A 13,979-nucleotide genomic window follows, 5' to 3' on the forward strand; every position below is an offset into this window, starting at 1 on the left:
CAAGATCGCGGGCGTCCGACCGGAAGACCACAACGAAACACCAGCCGACACCGACTAGGATTTCGCGCTCACTTCCAGTGAGGCACCACTCCCGGTTTCGCGCTCACTTTCAAATGAGGCACCTCGGTGTTGGCGTGTTGCCAAACGTGAGAAGTGGTCGAATTCGACCCTTTTTATCATCGGGGGGAAAAGAAAACGACCCCGCCTGGTTCGCCGCGCCGGTGGCGTTCGCGTGCGGGGTACTGTTGTCGTTCATAGTATCACCCGCCGTTTCCCGTGCATGTTGCGCGAGCGTGCATCCATTCAGAGACTTAATAGACGCAATCCCGAAATGCCCTCTAATGCTCCAAAACCTTAGTTTGGAACATTAGAACCTGATTCCGTGACGGTAAACCATGCTCTAATGTTCCACGGCGCATTAGCCGCCCGCAGCGTCGGACGGGTTTTCGTGTTTGATTCACCGGTTCATTGCTTTTGCATTCTGATGGTGGCGGTCACTCCCTGCATCGTCATGGGGAAGCTCAGCTCCTTCGACGAATCCAAGTATTCGAACGTCTTCGTGTCATCGGTCGAGGCGAGCAGCGCGTTCTGCGTCTGTTCCTGGTCGTTCGCGGAATCCCACTTCCAGTCGCCGGCCTCGGTGGGGGCCTCGTAGCTGCCGGCCCAGAACAGGGCCGTCGTGTCCCCCATGATGTATTCGACCTTGATCGCGCCGTCCGCGACGGTGGCCTGCATATACGTGTCGTCGCTGTTCGAATTGGTCTGCTTCCATGTGCCGGTCAGGTCGGCCGGCTGCGGTTTCGGCAGCAGCTGCGTCTTTGACGACGAATCCGACTTCGTGGTCTGGTCCGCCGATACTTCCGACCCACCGCATGCCGTGAGTCCGGCCAGCAGTGCGATCGATGCGATGGTCGCGATAATCTTCCTCATGGTTCTCTCCTTTGGTGAGTGGTTGTTCTGGTCTTTTATGCCGCGTTGTCGTGGAGCCATTCCCGGTAGTCGTCGATGATCTCGGGGGTGACGTTCAGCTCTTCGGCCATGAGCCACTTGTCGCCCTCGTACATGCGTTCCGCCAGAGCGTATTCGACGGGGCTGATGAGCTCGCGGGCCGCGGTCATCCTGCACCGGTGTTCGCGCGAGTGGTCGTCATCGCCGTACATGCGGTGGACGAGCTCATGGACGAGCGTGCAGCGTTTCCGTGTATAGGTCATGCGACGGTCGATGAGGATGGTGTCGTCGTCGCGGTCGTATATGCCGTTCGTGTCGTCGTCGAGCAGGTCGCTGGCGACGGTCAGGCCGGGTGCGACCCGGTAGAGGAGCATGCGCATGGGACCGTAGTTGAGGCGGGGCGAGACCGGCATGACGTTCATTTCGATTGCCTGTTTCCTTCGACCAATGGCGTGCACAATGTTTTTTGCGACACGCTAAATCGTTGCCATGAGGAGTGGTGGAGGATAAAATCATCCGTATGGATTGGGAGTACCCGGTCGGCGCAAAGGCTTCGGAAGCGGTTCCGGAGCCTTTCGTTTTACCCTGGCCATTCCTGCCAGAATTCCAACGGCGTCGGCTCATGGGTGGGATATATTTTCAGACCGTATCCCCCGATATTGCCGTTGCTGGGATTCGATCGCATTTTCCTGCTGAGCATCCCCCACGCGCGGTTTGGTTGCGTGGGATGAAGGAAATGGGTTCCAATCGGCCTGGCTACGAGGTCCGCGAGCTGGAGGCCTTGGAGATTGGCCTTCTTGCTGACGCAATGGAAGTCGAACATGCCCGGCATTCCGGCAAGTCTGGTCCGCTGCATGATGGCATCGAACGCCTTCCGCAGGCTGGCGTCTTCGTTTCTGCCGCGGCTTTCGAATACGAGAGGTATCCGCTTGCCCCGTTGGCCGTGCTCCTGCATGTAGTAGAACACCCTTTCCAATCCGAATTCCGCCCCGATGTCGTATGGGTTGGATGGCGCCTCGTAATGCGAGTAGGTGCGTTTGTCTATCAGTGTGGACACGATCGTGTATTCCGCGTTCGTCATGATTGAGTTGAGCCGAGCGAAGAATGATTCACGCACGATGGCGTTCATGAGAATTCTGAAGTCGTTCTCCCGTTTGCGGATTTCTCGTTCGTGCAGTATCGGTATGTCGGAGCCGAAGAAGTCGAATTTGAGACGAAGCGTTTCGGGTACCACGTAGCTGTAGTAGTGCTTCTTCTCGAAGATGCAGAACGAGAGCACGAATACGGGATACCCGGAATCGATTTTCTCAAGGCTTTGGTCGCCGGATTCGTCGACGAAGACGATGTAGTCGCCAAAATCATCGCCGTGGCTCATTGCGTTTCTTCCCTACCTTTTTGGTGACCTCTACAAAATGGTCTGGGTCTGTGTTTCCTATGGTTTCGTGTCTTATGCGATGTCTGGGTCGGGGTCGTATTTGTGGCTGTCGTGGTAGGCGGCGTAGCCATGGCCACTGCGGTATTTCCTCATCGCGCGTTCCTTCGCGGCCTCCTCACGCGCCGCGGTCTCCTCTAGGGATTCGCCGTTGACGTCCGTGTAGTCGGCGGCGTGGATGGTTGGGGTTTGCGTTGGTTGGGTGGCTTGTTGTTGGATGCGTTCGGCTTCGGCGATGATGCGGCGGAGGGTTTGGATGGGGTCGGCGTCGCAGGCCTCGCAGATCGCGAGAAACTCAGACAAACGCACCGGAGCCTTTACCCCGTTATGAATATCACCCACGCGGACATGGCTAATAACGCCTCCCATACGGTCAGCCATCGCCCTCAATGAAAGACCGGATCGATCGATGATCTGAGCTAGTTCATTTTTCGCCGCATGATCGATTGCGGTCCATTCAACTCTAGAAGCCATGACTAAAGGCTACATGTAAGCATGTGGAGACACGCCGACACTTGACTTTATGTAAGCGTGTGCTTACGTTAATGGTGTTGTCAGCAAGAGCTTACAGAAAGGATCGAGGAAATGAGGAGCGAGGACTGGAAGCATCTGGCCGAGACCGAGACCCGGGTCACGGTCACCCGGGAGGGCTGGAACAAGACCCTGACCATCGAATGGGAGGGGAACCGGACCCTGACCATCCACCGGACACCGGAAGGCCTGGCCAGCATCGAAACCCACGGCGACGGCCCATTCCAACTCACACCGGCCACCACGGACGACATCCGCCGATTCCTGTTCTGACCCGGCCAGCCGGGGAACCCCGGCCACCCCATCTTTCGAAAGGAGAAACCCCTGATGCTCACCCAAGCGCAGCGCGCGGCCGCCAAGGCCGTCGAGAACACGAAGAAACGCATGCTCCTGACCAAAACCCCGCGCGTCAGGATCGCCGAGGAAAGCGGCGTGAACAGACAGACCGTCGCCAAATACATCGAACACTCGAACGACATGACACTCAGCATGTTCCTCGCCGCCCAGCAGCTCACCGGCGGGGATCCCGTCAAGGAGCTCGCCGACGCACTGCAGGCCACGGAAAAGGACCCCGCATGAACAGGCCGGAACCACCCGCACTCCAGTTGGAGCACTCACCCGGGTTCACGTTGCGCGAATACCGGGATCCCGGAAACGAATGCTCGCTGGTCGTGTTCGAAACCGAACTGGACGAGTTCGGCCTGAGTTTCGCCATCGACCTGTTCGAAAACGGGCAGACCAGCAACGTGATCGAAACCAATGGCCCCATCGGCGAGGACCTGACCGCGGAACAACTCAACACGTTCGGCGACCGATGCGACCTGCTGCGCGAATGGTTCGACGACTGCGCCACCGTCCAAGCATGGGCCGACCAACACCGGCGGGAGCTCACCCGGCTCCTGTCACCGACAAGAACGGAGGGATGACCCGATGCCCATCACAGCGGAAGGCGTTCGCCTGGACTCGAACCCGGTGCCCCTATGGGCGCGCGAATCATGGACCCTGCCCGAGGCGGCGCTCGTGTTCAACCTCGACTACGAGACCATCCGGCAAGCGGCCGCGCTCCGGGACCTCGACACGTTCCGCCCGAAGAACCGCGACGGCAACCCCGGACGCCGACACGTATCCCGTAAAGCCATGGACCGGTGGATCGAAAGCATGGAGGAATGAAAGGAAACACCATGAGCATCAACGCATTGCACAAGAACCGAAACAGGAGACGCCGCCGTTGGCCGAAACCACGGTTGACGGACGCCCGCAGGGCGATGCTCCTGCTCGCATTGGCGTTCACGGAGGGTTGGCTGTGCTGCTACACGGTCACCCACAGCAGGCTCCCCCAGCCGTTGGGCACGGGCACCCCGCAGTGGATGATCACCGGCAGCCTGCTCATGGCCATCATCCTCCCGTTCGCGTTCCTGCTGATCATCGCCAGGTACGAGCATGACGGCCATCAGTGAGTTCACGCTCCTGCTGCCCGGCGACCCGGTGCCGAAAGGCAGGCCCCGCGTCTACCGGGGGCATGCGGTCACGCCGAAACGCACCGTCCAGGCCGAAAACCGGCTGGAAGCGGAGTTCCGCCGCAAATACCCGCAGACAGCCCCCTACCAGTGCCCGGTCAGGTTGGACGCGGAGTTCTGGATGAGCCACAAGGGGCGGCCCGACCTGGACAACCTGCTGAAGCTCGTATTGGACGGGTTGAACGGCGTCGCCTACCTGGACGACAAGCAAGTCGTGGAGACGCATGCGTTCAAACGGGTGCCCGACCCATGGGCGTACGGGGCACACGGCCGTTACCGGAAGCGGAAGAGCGGCGACCCGTACACGAGCTGCGGCCACGAATACGAACCCCACCTGTACGTGCGCGTCCGACCCCTGCCGGAATGGACGCCCACCGTATGACATCAACCATCATCACGATCATCCTGCTGGCGGTCACCGTGCTGGTCGGATGGATAGGAGGCAGACATTGAACCGCCGGTACATGCCACGCTGCCGCACCTGCGGCCCATTGGGCCCGGCCGGAAACCTCGAACAGGCAGTCAGACAATGCGACGCGCACCACAGGAGACAACCCGCGCACCAGACCTTCTGGATGCCCGTCAAAACCATCGAACCAAACGAAAGGACAACATCATGAACACCACCCCCATACCCACCTGCACGCTCGTCGACGGGGAACCGGACGACGGGCTGCGCAGGCAGCGCCTGCTGAACGCGCAGGCCAAACGGATCAGCATCCTGCAGGAGGAGATCACGAGCCGCCAGGAGGAGGTCGAACGGTTGAAGGCGCAGATCCTCGACTCGCATGCGCCCGGCACCTACCAGGCCGGCGGGTTGAAGGTCACGGTGAAACCGGGCAATCGTCGCGTGGACACGGCCCGGTTCATGAAGACGTATCCGGCAGACAAATATCCGAACGCCTACCAGTTGAAACCGAAACCACTGTCCCAGTTGGAACGGTTGCTGACCGCGGACGCGGTGGCCGCGTACGCGGTCTCCTCGAAGCCGACGGTGGTGGTCTCATGAGCATGCTCATCGGCGTGAACGTGACCCGCAAGACGCTGATCACGGAGAAGGTATGCATCGACTGGCCGGAAGACCGGTTCGGGGAGCCGACCGACGAGAACGTGCTCAAGGCGTTACGAGCCGGTTGGGTCAGCGAGGTCGACAATCTCGACCTCGACGTGGAGGAAATCCTGTCGAACGAATCCGTGGACGTGTTCGACACGGGCGACGATGAGGAAGAAAGGTGATGAGCATGCTCGCCAGCATAAACATCGCGGACATCATCGGCCGCACCATCGTCGACTACGACCTGAAGGACGAGGACGGCGTCTCCCCCACGGACGACCTGTACATGATCCGCTCCAACCAGTTGGACGACCTGTGCACGCGCGCCGCCCTGCGCATCCAGCACGCCGAACGGCGCCTGCGCCGGCGCGTGGAACTGGAAGCCGAAGGCCAGGCGGACGGCGAGATGACGGAGGATTCCGATGGATGTTGACCAGGTCCTCGCAGTCGCCCACTCCGCCACGTTCGAACAACCGTCCACCCCAAGCGAGGCGACGTTGTGGCCGGAGATCCGCCGGCTCATCGAACACGGGATCGCGAACCAGCCGCGCGAACTGCAGAAGGAAATCGGGCCGTCCGAACTGGGCACGGATTGCGTGCACTGCCTGGCCGCAAAGCTCGCGGGCTGGCCCGAACGCCGCCAACCCGGATGGCTGCCGTTCATCGGAACATGCGTCCACGAACGCTTCGAGCACATGTTCGAAGCGTTGAACACGAGCGAACAAACGGACGACGGCATGCCGGACGGGCGGCGGCGCGCCGAACACCGGGTCACGGTCGGACGACTGCAGGGATTGCACGGCGGCTACGACGTGTCCGGCAGCATCGACCTGTGGGACCGGAAGACGTGCAGCACCATCGACTGGAAGATCGTCGGCAACACGACGGTCACGAAGGTCAAGGCGCACGGGCCGAGCCAGCAGTACCGGATCCAGGCGAGCCTGTACGGCATCGGTTTGGAGAACGCCGGGGAACAAGTGTTGCGCAACTGCATCTACTTCCTGCCCCGGAACAAGACCAGCCTGGGCGACGCGCTCCCGTGGGAGACGGGGTATGACCCGAAGCCGGGCCGGTGGGCGTTGGCCCGAGCCCAACTGCTCGTCAACCTCATGGACTGCATCGAACAGGCGGAAGGCGTTGAGGTCCGCGACGGTTGGATCCGGCGACTGCCCGCGGCCGGACCGGACAGGTGCTTCGCATGCAAGGGCAGGGTGTGGCCCGACATGAGCGTCCTGCCCGAATTCAACGAAAGGCCATGGCCGGACGTGCCCGGCAAGTGGCTGGACCTCATCCCATTGATCGAACCGGAATACGAGTTCACCGAATAACGAAAGGAACCAGGAATCATGTTCGGACAGCAACCACAACAGTACGGCTACCCGTCGCAAGGATACCCGCAGCAGGCCTACCAGCCCGTCGCCCAGCCGGCCGCCCGGTTGAGCAGCTTGGACGACCTGCTCTCCGGCAACAGCGCCAAGGCGTATTTCACCGGGGACAGCCAGCCGGGCGACAGCGTGACCGGCGTCATCGAGAAGATCGAGACCACGCAGGTCAACGACTTCCAGACCAAACAGCCCGCCTATTGGAACGACGGGCGGCCGAAGGAGCAGCTCCACATCATCATCCAGACCCAGCTCAGGGATCCGGCCGTGGATGACGACGACGGTCGTCGCAGCCTGTGGGTCAAGGGTTGGGGCATCCAGTTGAAGGCGTTCCGCGACGCCTGCAAGCAGGCTGGCGTGAAGGCGCCGAAACCGGGCGACACGATCACGGAACGGTACATGGGATTGGGCCAGCGGGGCAACGCTCCCCAACCGCCGAAAATGTACGAGTTCCACATCGAACCCGCCAACGGCGTGAACACGCTCATCAACGGCCCACAAGCCCCACAGACGCCCGTCCGACAGCAATCCAACCAAGGTTACGGACAGTCGACGTACGCCCCGCAGACGGGCCCGCAGGCCCCGAATCAGGGGTATGCGCCGGGTCCCGTGGACCCGTGGAACCCGCAGGCGCGGCAGGCGGAGCCGGTGCGGCTCGCCCAACCCCAGCCGGCCGCGGATCCGATGAAGATCCAGCAGTTGAAGGCGTTGGGCAAGCCGCCGCAGGAGATCGCCGGCCTGCTGGGAGTGCCCGTCGAGACGGTGACCGCGGTCACCGACCAGGCGCAACCGCAGAACCACGGCGGTAGCGAGCAGATGCCGGAGACGGGTGAGTTCTGATGGACGAGCTCCTCAAACACCTGCGGCGCCAATGCGCGCAGCTCCGCGACGACATGGAATCCCTCGGCCATGACCTGGCCGGATTCACCGACGTCGATTCGGAAAGCTGGGAGCTGCTCGCCATGAAGCTCACGCTCACAGGCTGGCACAAATCCAAGGATTCCGACAGGGAATAACCCCCGGCCGTAGCCGTATCCAAGCGGCCGTCCGCGTGCAAGGCGCGGAACGGCACCATATGACACGTTGTCCACGAAGAAAGGGAAGAGCATGGGAATGACCGACGTTTTCGGCTACGCGCAGGCCGCGCCCCTGTACCGTGCGGCCGGCTGGATGCAGGTCATCCCCCTGCCCGAAGGCAGGAAAACCCCGCCACCCTCGGGTTTCACCGGCCGCAACAGGCAACCCGTCACCGACGACCAGATCATGCTCTGGTCGCAGTGGACTCCGCAGGGCAACACGGGCCTGGTCATCCCCGAAGGCGTGCTCGTCCTCGACATCGACAGCGCGCAGGGCCATCAGGCGAAGGCCGACGGCGTACGCAACATGGGCGAGCTCACACGCGAACTCGGCGAACTGCCCGACACGTGGTCGAGCACCGCGCACGGACCGGTTTCGCCCGCACGCCATTTGTTCTACAAGGTGCCCGAAGGCGTCGCATGGAAGGGCGGCGCCATCGAAGGCGTCGACATCCTCCAACCCGGCCACCGGTATTCCGTGGTCTGGCCTTCCATCCACCCGTCCGGCGAACAATACCAGTGGTATGCGCCCGACCATACGCCCGCCGACAGGATCCCCCATATCACGGACCTGGCCGGCCTGCCCGCCAAATGGGTCGAATGGCTACGCAAACCCGACAGGGAAACCACGCCGGACCATCCCGTCCCGGCATCGGCAAACCCCTCGAATACGAGGGGTTTCGACACGCGCATGTGCAAGGCCGTCAACACGTTCCTCGACAAAACCCTCGCCAACCCCGCAGGAAAGGGGTCACGCCACGACACCACATTGCAGGCCGTATGGACGCTCGTGAACTTCGCGCAGGAAGGCCACCGGGGCGCGTTGGACGCCATCAACCAGTTGAAACCCCGGTTCATCCAGGAGGTCACGCCCGACCGGCAGGGCGGCGAACGGGAGGCCCTGCGCGAATGGGCCGGCATCCTGGGCGGGGCCATGGAAAAGGTCACCGGCGTCCCCGCCCACGAGGACCCCTGCGAGCAATCCAAGATCGAACGCATGACCCCGCGGGAAACCAGCCTGCTCACCTCCGCGACGAGCACGGAAAGTTACCGGCAGGCCACGCAAACCATTGCGACCACGCCGGAACAGGCCGACGCAGGCCAGGACGACGCCACGGAAAACGGGACGCGGGAAAGTTACGGCACGCGGCCCGCGCCGTCGAGCTGGCGGTTCGAGGACCTCACCCGGCTCGCCTCCGGCGTGGAACCACCACCCACGCCCACCGTGTTCGAACGCGAGGACGGACAAGGGCTCTTCTACATGGGATGCGTGAACGATTTGCACGGCGAACCCGGCTGCGGCAAAAGCCTCATCGCCCAGATCGCCATCACACAGGAACTCAACAAGGAACACCACGTGATCTACATCGACTACGAGGACAACGCCAGGAACATCGTCAAACGACTCCTCCTCATGGGAGCCGACCCGCACGGCATCGCCCACCGGCTGCACTACGTGCGCCCCAACGCGAAACCCAACAGCCCCACCAGCATCGAAGGATGGAAGGAGACCCTCATGTACGCGGACACCGCCACACTATGCGTCATCGACGGCGTCACCAGCTGTCTCGCCTACGCGGGCCTCGACAGCAACAACGGCGACGACATCGCCGCCTGGTACAACACCATGCCCCGCGTCATCGCCGCCCACGGCCCCGCGGTCACGCTCATCGACCACGTCATAAAAAACAAGGAAGCCCGCGGCCGGTACGCCGGCGGTTCGATGCAGAAACTCGCATTGATCGACGGCATCAGCTACAGCGTGACGATGAGCAAACCGGTCGGCAAGGGCATCAAGGGCCTCATCGTCATCAGTTCGGGCAAGGACAGGATCAGCGAGATCGAGGAGCATTGCGCCGTCACCTGGAGCAATAACGGCTCGCACCTCAGGGAGGCGGCCCGCATCAACGTGGACAACACGAACCCGGACCGGATGCGCGTCACCATCGAACGACCCAACATGATGCCCCACGACGAACAACCGGCCAAACGCGACGACTTCAGACCAACCGGACTCATGGAGAAGATCAGCAAAATTCTTGAAGTCGCGAACGAGGAACCAAACCAGAAGGAACTGTTCCAGGCTCTGAAGTCCGATGGTTCCGGCGCCCGAACCGCGGTCATGAGCAAGGCGGTCGGTCTCCTGCTGGCGGAGGGGTTCATATCGAATCGTTCCGGCCGCAACAACCGGTCGATATTCAAATCGGTACGCCCGTACAGGCAGATCGATGACCCGAAATCCGATGCCTTCGTGGATCGGATGAGCAGGGAGGAGGCAGGCAGGTTGGATAGCGAGAATCAGCTTCCGGTTTAGCTTTTCCTGTTTTTCCCAGTTTTGCCGAGCTTTTCCCGGAAAAACTGGAGCACCGAGTCTAGCTTTTCCCAGCACTCCCCGACCACACTACGTGTGTGGTCGGGTGCGGGAAAAACTACGGCTCGCCCCTCGGAAACACCCAAAAACACCCCTCAACAACACTAGTTTTTCCCAACCTCAAAGGAGACCCAAAATGACCCTCACATTCAAGGAGCAGATCGAGGCGACCGCGTTCGAACTCGGCAATGGCGAAGGCAGTGTGCCCGAACTGCGGCATCGGTTCGACGCGGATCCGGACACCCCGAACTTCGACCCATCAAAGGCACTGGAGATGCTGCACATCCTCCAGATCGTCAACTACAAGCGGGTCGTGTCGAAAGCCAATGGCAAACACGCGCGCAGCCATTACCTGAAGCGGCCCGAATACTCGCTCCTCGACCTCGACCAACCCAAACCCGCACCCAAGGACGAACGGGAACGGGACATGCGCATCCAATGGGCCGACGACCTGCGCACCATCGCCCACTGGCTCGACGCCAACTGCCACACCACCGAAAGCGACACCCAATGAACATCGATCACACGCGGCTCGCATTGAACGACCTCGCCGAAGCGGGCCTCGGCAACGAAGCGCCGGCCGAAGCATACGTGATCGGCTGGCAGGCAGGCTGGGACAAGGCCCTCGCCTACGCCATCCGCATCGAAACCGAACTCAACCAGAAAGACCTCACGGAAGGAGCGGCGGATGATCCGGCCGAATGACACGCACGCCACACGCATCCGCAGCGACAACGATCGCGGAGGCCGAACCACCAGCCGATACGCGGCCTACCGGCACGAGGATCCCGGCCTCGTGGCCGAAATGCCGCGCATCGCACGACAAGACCGGGAACAAGCGAACCAAACCACGAAGGAGCATGAATCGTGAGCATCCTCAGCGACGAGATCGACAACCGGTATCCCCTACCCGAAGCCGGTGCGGACACCATGGTCAGCATGGGCCGCGTCCAGGCCGAAATGCTGCAACGCAAAGCCTACACGGCCGGAGCCCTGCGCCCGTTCACCGAAGCGGAGGTCGAGGCCGCGGCGAAGACATGCTTCGAAACCTATTGGTGGCTGCTCTATGGGCGCGACGACATGACATGGGAGAACGATTCCAGCGCCGCCAGCACCGAACTGTTCACCATAATCGCCCGGACGGCACTCGACACCGCACGCGCCAAGACCACGGAGGAATCATGAGAAGGAAAAAATTTACCGTCGCGGCATTGGCCGGCCTCATACTGCTGGGTTTCACGGGCTGCGGTCACGAAGAGGAGCCCGATCAGAGTACGGAGGCGGTCACGAAAAGCGAATGCTCGAGACGGGATGCGACACTGCGTTTCGCCACCTGCGTGATCACCATGCCGGACTCGCGCCGCGTCACCTGCATCATCCCCGCAGTCGGCTCCCCGAAGGCCATGTCCTGTGATTGGGCGCACGCCGACGGAGCCGACCAGGGTGCCGAATGAGACGGTCGACGGGCGAACGCAAACCCGCGTGGCTGCGCTCGTTCATCCCCGAACCGAACCTGTCGCACCTGGTCACCCGCAAATGCGCCGGATGCGGCCTGTACATCATCGAGGACCGGGAAAACATCTGGCAGCAATGGGACTACGGGATCATCCACGGCGAGAACCTGACCGTGGCCGTCATCCTGGGCCGGGCGTTGGCCCGCGTCACCTGGATAACCGCCGCCCGCCAACCCCGGCTCACCGGCGTATGCGGAACCGCCGGACTCAAGCCGGACGGCCGGTATCTCGCCGCCCACGAATGCGGACACGCGAGAATCAGCGTCGAACCATACAAACCGCCCAGACGGGAACGTCCGCCCGGCAAACCATGGGGCGGGCCGGACTTGGATCCGGACGAGCTCGCCGAGTTCACGCGGGTCTGGAACCTGCCATGCGAGGCGCTGAGGACATGAATAAGCCCCATCCGAACGAACCGGACGGGGCGCATAGGAGCACGAACCATTCTAGCCGAACGGAAGGGGCTTATCCATGAACTGCCAATACTGCCACGCCACTGTCAACGACGATTGGACCCTGTGCGCCTCCTGCCGTGCGGACTACGCGCGCCAACTCCACCAGCTCCGCCGGAACCTGTACCTGTTGCAGCGCATGGCGAACCGGGAATACCGGCTCACCGAACAAACGGGCGGCGGGAAATCACCCGTGCCGCCCACGCCCGCCGACCTCGGCTTGCTCGACGAGATCGACCAGGCGGAAAGCCTATTGAAGGACATCTGGACCACGGCCACCGGGGATTGGCGTGTGGGCGCACGCTGGCAGCGGCTCATCCCCCGCATGCAAGCCCACATGGGAGACCTCAGCCAATCGCCCATGGCGGGCGAACACCTGACCATGCTCATCGCGTTGAGCCAGCGTTTTGCGGGACTCGTGGACCGACGTCCCCGCACCCGACGTCTGGTCGGCGTGTGCCCGGATTGCGGGCGCGACGTGCTCGCCGGCAAGGGCGAACTCCTGTGGCGTTGCAGGTGCGGGCGGGTCGTGAACATCCCGCTGCTGCGCGAGGAGACCAGGGAGCGCGTGGAAGGCGTGCATCTGACGCGCACTCCCGCCGGACTGGCGGAATGGCTGCGCGAGAACTACGGGTACCGGGTCAGCAGGAAGCAGGTGACTGATTGGCTGCGACGGGGCAAGCTGCCCTCGTCTAAACCGGTGGAGGACGGGTATTGGGAGTTCAACGTGCGCGAGGTGCTGACACTCGCCATGGGCGCGAACAACGCTTGACCATGATACGCATTGTGCGTATCATAATTGACATGAGGTTCAAGGAAGTCGAGAGAATCCTGCTGGCGGACGGATGGCGCGAAATCGCTCAGAAGGGAAGCCACCGCCAATACGTCCACCCGACGAAACCCGGCAAGGTCACCGTACCCGACCATCGCGGCGACGTGAACCCCTACATCGTCAAAAGCATCTGGAAACAGGCCGGCATCAACGAAAAGAGGACCAAGTGAAGCTCGTCTACCCGATCATCCTCACCCCCTACGAGGACCGCAGCGGCGGCTACGTCGTCACCGCCCCGGACATGCCCGGCCTCGTTACCGGCGGCGACACCCTCGCCGAAGCCCTCGACATGGCCCGGGATGCGGCCAGCGGATGGGTGCTCACCGAACTCGAGGAAGGACGCCACGAACCCCACGCCAGCAATATCGCCGACGTCAAACCCGACGAACCAGACGGCATCGTCACCCTCATCAGTCTCGACATGGACGCCTACGCGGAGAAATACGGCAAGAAAAGCGTGCGCAAGAACGTCACCATCCCCGCATGGCTCGACACGTTCGGCGAACAGCAGGGCATCAACTACAGCCAGGTGCTGCGCGAAGGACTCGAAAACAGGTACCGCGAACTCCAGGAAGCCTGACATGGATACGCCGAAATTCACCGACTGGCACTCCTACGACTACCTTGAAAACGAGGAGGACATACGACTCTATCTCGAGGCATGCGCGGAGATAGGAGACCCCGAGCTCATGAAGGCCGCCCGGGAGGACGCGGCCAAGGCCCGAGGAATCATTTCCAAGCGGCGAGGTGCCTCATTTGAAAGTGAGCGCGAAACCGGGAGTGGTGCCTCACTGGAAGTGAGCGCGAAATCCTAGTCGGTGTCGGCTGGTGTTTCGTTGTGGTCTTCCGGTCGGACGCCCGCGATCTTGG

Annotated in this window: 27 protein-coding genes; 23 read left to right on the forward strand and 4 right to left on the reverse strand. The window is 62.1% G+C overall.

Annotated elements, in window-relative coordinates; translation table 11 throughout:
* Nucleotides 1-465 precede the first annotated feature (465 nt).
* The 4 genes from JS536_RS11375 to JS536_RS11390 form a co-directional block, all read right to left on the reverse strand.
* Nucleotides 466-930 carry a hypothetical protein gene (locus JS536_RS11375; RefSeq protein ID WP_214357008.1) on the reverse strand — a complete coding sequence of 155 codons (465 nt, stop codon included), beginning with the start codon at nucleotides 928-930 and terminating at the stop codon, nucleotides 466-468.
* A 35-nt stretch (nucleotides 931-965) separates the two neighbouring features.
* Nucleotides 966-1,370: an ImmA/IrrE family metallo-endopeptidase gene (locus JS536_RS11380; RefSeq protein ID WP_214357009.1), complete on the reverse strand. Its 405-nt coding sequence runs from the start codon at nucleotides 1,368-1,370 to the stop codon at nucleotides 966-968.
* A 158-nt stretch (nucleotides 1,371-1,528) separates the two neighbouring features.
* Nucleotides 1,529-2,323 (reverse strand): DUF3800 domain-containing protein, encoded by a 795-nt coding sequence (locus tag JS536_RS11385; RefSeq protein ID WP_214357010.1) that lies wholly within the window; start codon nucleotides 2,321-2,323, stop codon nucleotides 1,529-1,531.
* Between the two features lie 72 nt (nucleotides 2,324-2,395).
* Nucleotides 2,396-2,689, reverse strand: coding sequence for a hypothetical protein (locus JS536_RS11390; RefSeq protein ID WP_346427484.1), 294 nt, complete (start codon nucleotides 2,687-2,689; stop codon nucleotides 2,396-2,398).
* 276 nt (nucleotides 2,690-2,965) lie between these two features.
* Here JS536_RS11390 and JS536_RS11395 point away from each other — a divergent pair, with 276 nt between their 5' ends.
* From JS536_RS11395 to JS536_RS11505, 23 genes are all read left to right on the forward strand, one after another.
* Nucleotides 2,966-3,184, forward strand: a complete 219-nt coding sequence (locus JS536_RS11395) for a hypothetical protein (protein WP_214357012.1) — start codon at nucleotides 2,966-2,968, stop codon at nucleotides 3,182-3,184.
* Between the two features lie 54 nt (nucleotides 3,185-3,238).
* A complete protein-coding gene (locus tag JS536_RS11400; RefSeq protein WP_214357013.1) occupies nucleotides 3,239-3,490 on the forward strand; it encodes a hypothetical protein in 252 nt (83 codons plus the stop codon).
* Complete coding sequence (locus JS536_RS11405) at nucleotides 3,487-3,837, forward strand: hypothetical protein (protein ID WP_214357014.1); 351 nt, start codon at nucleotides 3,487-3,489, stop codon at nucleotides 3,835-3,837. Before JS536_RS11400 ends, JS536_RS11405 begins: the two co-directional genes overlap by 4 nt.
* A gap of 4 nt (nucleotides 3,838-3,841) precedes the next feature.
* Nucleotides 3,842-4,081 carry a DNA-binding protein gene (locus JS536_RS11410; RefSeq protein ID WP_214357015.1) on the forward strand — a complete coding sequence of 80 codons (240 nt, stop codon included), beginning with the start codon at nucleotides 3,842-3,844 and terminating at the stop codon, nucleotides 4,079-4,081.
* 11 nt (nucleotides 4,082-4,092) lie between these two features.
* Entirely contained in the window at nucleotides 4,093-4,368 is a 276-nt protein-coding gene (locus JS536_RS11415) for a hypothetical protein (protein WP_214357016.1), read from the forward strand.
* On the forward strand, nucleotides 4,352-4,810 hold the full coding sequence (locus tag JS536_RS11420) for a RusA family crossover junction endodeoxyribonuclease (protein WP_214357017.1): 459 nt from the start codon (nucleotides 4,352-4,354) through the stop codon (nucleotides 4,808-4,810). The genes JS536_RS11415 and JS536_RS11420 overlap by 17 nt, the downstream gene beginning before the upstream one ends.
* 234 nt (nucleotides 4,811-5,044) lie before the next feature.
* Nucleotides 5,045-5,437, forward strand: a complete 393-nt coding sequence (locus JS536_RS11425; protein ID WP_214357018.1) for a hypothetical protein — start codon at nucleotides 5,045-5,047, stop codon at nucleotides 5,435-5,437.
* A complete protein-coding gene (locus JS536_RS11430; RefSeq protein WP_214357019.1) occupies nucleotides 5,434-5,664 on the forward strand; it encodes a hypothetical protein in 231 nt (76 codons plus the stop codon). Before JS536_RS11425 ends, JS536_RS11430 begins: the two co-directional genes overlap by 4 nt.
* A 5-nt stretch (nucleotides 5,665-5,669) precedes the next feature.
* On the forward strand, nucleotides 5,670-5,915 hold the full coding sequence (locus tag JS536_RS11435; RefSeq protein ID WP_214357020.1) for a hypothetical protein: 246 nt from the start codon (nucleotides 5,670-5,672) through the stop codon (nucleotides 5,913-5,915).
* Nucleotides 5,905-6,810, forward strand: coding sequence for a hypothetical protein (locus tag JS536_RS11440; RefSeq protein WP_240544381.1), 906 nt, complete (start codon nucleotides 5,905-5,907; stop codon nucleotides 6,808-6,810). The genes JS536_RS11435 and JS536_RS11440 overlap by 11 nt, the downstream gene beginning before the upstream one ends.
* Before the next feature lie 18 nt (nucleotides 6,811-6,828).
* Nucleotides 6,829-7,704, forward strand: a complete 876-nt coding sequence (locus tag JS536_RS11445; RefSeq protein ID WP_214357021.1) for a hypothetical protein — start codon at nucleotides 6,829-6,831, stop codon at nucleotides 7,702-7,704.
* Nucleotides 7,704-7,880 carry a hypothetical protein gene (locus JS536_RS11450; protein WP_214357022.1) on the forward strand — a complete coding sequence of 59 codons (177 nt, stop codon included), beginning with the start codon at nucleotides 7,704-7,706 and terminating at the stop codon, nucleotides 7,878-7,880. The genes JS536_RS11445 and JS536_RS11450 overlap by 1 nt, the downstream gene beginning before the upstream one ends.
* A gap of 91 nt (nucleotides 7,881-7,971) precedes the next feature.
* Complete coding sequence (locus JS536_RS11455) at nucleotides 7,972-10,254, forward strand: bifunctional DNA primase/polymerase (RefSeq protein WP_240544382.1); 2,283 nt, start codon at nucleotides 7,972-7,974, stop codon at nucleotides 10,252-10,254.
* A 193-nt stretch (nucleotides 10,255-10,447) separates the two neighbouring features.
* Nucleotides 10,448-10,825, forward strand: coding sequence for a hypothetical protein (locus JS536_RS11460; protein WP_214357023.1), 378 nt, complete (start codon nucleotides 10,448-10,450; stop codon nucleotides 10,823-10,825).
* Nucleotides 10,822-11,016 carry a hypothetical protein gene (locus JS536_RS11465; RefSeq protein ID WP_214357024.1) on the forward strand — a complete coding sequence of 65 codons (195 nt, stop codon included), beginning with the start codon at nucleotides 10,822-10,824 and terminating at the stop codon, nucleotides 11,014-11,016. The genes JS536_RS11460 and JS536_RS11465 overlap by 4 nt, the downstream gene beginning before the upstream one ends.
* Entirely contained in the window at nucleotides 11,000-11,182 is a 183-nt protein-coding gene (locus tag JS536_RS11470) for a hypothetical protein (RefSeq protein WP_214357025.1), read from the forward strand. The genes JS536_RS11465 and JS536_RS11470 overlap by 17 nt, the downstream gene beginning before the upstream one ends.
* Entirely contained in the window at nucleotides 11,179-11,496 is a 318-nt protein-coding gene (locus tag JS536_RS11475) for a hypothetical protein (RefSeq protein ID WP_214357026.1), read from the forward strand. Before JS536_RS11470 ends, JS536_RS11475 begins: the two co-directional genes overlap by 4 nt.
* Nucleotides 11,493-11,765 carry a hypothetical protein gene (locus JS536_RS11480; RefSeq protein ID WP_214357027.1) on the forward strand — a complete coding sequence of 91 codons (273 nt, stop codon included), beginning with the start codon at nucleotides 11,493-11,495 and terminating at the stop codon, nucleotides 11,763-11,765. Before JS536_RS11475 ends, JS536_RS11480 begins: the two co-directional genes overlap by 4 nt.
* Nucleotides 11,762-12,220 carry a hypothetical protein gene (locus tag JS536_RS11485; protein WP_240544383.1) on the forward strand — a complete coding sequence of 153 codons (459 nt, stop codon included), beginning with the start codon at nucleotides 11,762-11,764 and terminating at the stop codon, nucleotides 12,218-12,220. Before JS536_RS11480 ends, JS536_RS11485 begins: the two co-directional genes overlap by 4 nt.
* A 76-nt stretch (nucleotides 12,221-12,296) precedes the next feature.
* Nucleotides 12,297-13,049, forward strand: coding sequence for a hypothetical protein (locus JS536_RS11925; RefSeq protein WP_240544384.1), 753 nt, complete (start codon nucleotides 12,297-12,299; stop codon nucleotides 13,047-13,049).
* Between the two features lie 32 nt (nucleotides 13,050-13,081).
* Nucleotides 13,082-13,279 carry a type II toxin-antitoxin system HicA family toxin gene (locus tag JS536_RS11495; protein WP_214357028.1) on the forward strand — a complete coding sequence of 66 codons (198 nt, stop codon included), beginning with the start codon at nucleotides 13,082-13,084 and terminating at the stop codon, nucleotides 13,277-13,279.
* The gene (locus JS536_RS11500; protein ID WP_214357029.1) at nucleotides 13,276-13,689 is read left to right on the forward strand and encodes a type II toxin-antitoxin system HicB family antitoxin; all 414 of its coding nucleotides are present in this window, start codon (nucleotides 13,276-13,278) and stop codon (nucleotides 13,687-13,689) included. The genes JS536_RS11495 and JS536_RS11500 overlap by 4 nt, the downstream gene beginning before the upstream one ends.
* A 1-nt stretch (nucleotide 13,690) precedes the next feature.
* Entirely contained in the window at nucleotides 13,691-13,924 is a 234-nt protein-coding gene (locus JS536_RS11505; RefSeq protein WP_240544385.1) for a transcriptional regulator, read from the forward strand.
* Nucleotides 13,925-13,979 lie beyond the last annotated feature (55 nt).

The sequence above is a fragment of the Bifidobacterium sp. SO4 genome (assembly GCF_018555355.1).
Lineage (GTDB): Bacteria > Actinomycetota > Actinomycetes > Actinomycetales > Bifidobacteriaceae > Bifidobacterium > Bifidobacterium miconisargentati.

Coding starts and splice junctions, on each gene's coding strand:
- JS536_RS11375 (WP_214357008.1), bottom strand. CDS start 930: ATGAGGAAGATTATCGCGACCATCGCATCGATCGCACTGCTGGCCGGA.
- JS536_RS11380 (WP_214357009.1), bottom strand. CDS start 1,370: ATGAACGTCATGCCGGTCTCGCCCCGCCTCAACTACGGTCCCATGCGC.
- JS536_RS11385 (WP_214357010.1), bottom strand. CDS start 2,323: ATGAGCCACGGCGATGATTTTGGCGACTACATCGTCTTCGTCGACGAA.
- JS536_RS11395 (WP_214357012.1), top strand. CDS start 2,966: ATGAGGAGCGAGGACTGGAAGCATCTGGCCGAGACCGAGACCCGGGTC.
- JS536_RS11400 (WP_214357013.1), top strand. CDS start 3,239: ATGCTCACCCAAGCGCAGCGCGCGGCCGCCAAGGCCGTCGAGAACACG.
- JS536_RS11405 (WP_214357014.1), top strand. CDS start 3,487: ATGAACAGGCCGGAACCACCCGCACTCCAGTTGGAGCACTCACCCGGG.
- JS536_RS11410 (WP_214357015.1), top strand. CDS start 3,842: ATGCCCATCACAGCGGAAGGCGTTCGCCTGGACTCGAACCCGGTGCCC.
- JS536_RS11415 (WP_214357016.1), top strand. CDS start 4,093: ATGAGCATCAACGCATTGCACAAGAACCGAAACAGGAGACGCCGCCGT.
- JS536_RS11420 (WP_214357017.1), top strand. CDS start 4,352: ATGACGGCCATCAGTGAGTTCACGCTCCTGCTGCCCGGCGACCCGGTG.
- JS536_RS11425 (WP_214357018.1), top strand. CDS start 5,045: ATGAACACCACCCCCATACCCACCTGCACGCTCGTCGACGGGGAACCG.
- JS536_RS11430 (WP_214357019.1), top strand. CDS start 5,434: ATGAGCATGCTCATCGGCGTGAACGTGACCCGCAAGACGCTGATCACG.
- JS536_RS11435 (WP_214357020.1), top strand. CDS start 5,670: ATGCTCGCCAGCATAAACATCGCGGACATCATCGGCCGCACCATCGTC.
- JS536_RS11440 (WP_240544381.1), top strand. CDS start 5,905: ATGGATGTTGACCAGGTCCTCGCAGTCGCCCACTCCGCCACGTTCGAA.
- JS536_RS11445 (WP_214357021.1), top strand. CDS start 6,829: ATGTTCGGACAGCAACCACAACAGTACGGCTACCCGTCGCAAGGATAC.
- JS536_RS11450 (WP_214357022.1), top strand. CDS start 7,704: ATGGACGAGCTCCTCAAACACCTGCGGCGCCAATGCGCGCAGCTCCGC.
- JS536_RS11455 (WP_240544382.1), top strand. CDS start 7,972: ATGGGAATGACCGACGTTTTCGGCTACGCGCAGGCCGCGCCCCTGTAC.
- JS536_RS11460 (WP_214357023.1), top strand. CDS start 10,448: ATGACCCTCACATTCAAGGAGCAGATCGAGGCGACCGCGTTCGAACTC.
- JS536_RS11465 (WP_214357024.1), top strand. CDS start 10,822: ATGAACATCGATCACACGCGGCTCGCATTGAACGACCTCGCCGAAGCG.
- JS536_RS11470 (WP_214357025.1), top strand. CDS start 11,000: ATGATCCGGCCGAATGACACGCACGCCACACGCATCCGCAGCGACAAC.
- JS536_RS11480 (WP_214357027.1), top strand. CDS start 11,493: ATGAGAAGGAAAAAATTTACCGTCGCGGCATTGGCCGGCCTCATACTG.
- JS536_RS11485 (WP_240544383.1), top strand. CDS start 11,762: ATGAGACGGTCGACGGGCGAACGCAAACCCGCGTGGCTGCGCTCGTTC.
- JS536_RS11925 (WP_240544384.1), top strand. CDS start 12,297: ATGAACTGCCAATACTGCCACGCCACTGTCAACGACGATTGGACCCTG.
- JS536_RS11495 (WP_214357028.1), top strand. CDS start 13,082: ATGAGGTTCAAGGAAGTCGAGAGAATCCTGCTGGCGGACGGATGGCGC.
- JS536_RS11505 (WP_240544385.1), top strand. CDS start 13,691: ATGGATACGCCGAAATTCACCGACTGGCACTCCTACGACTACCTTGAA.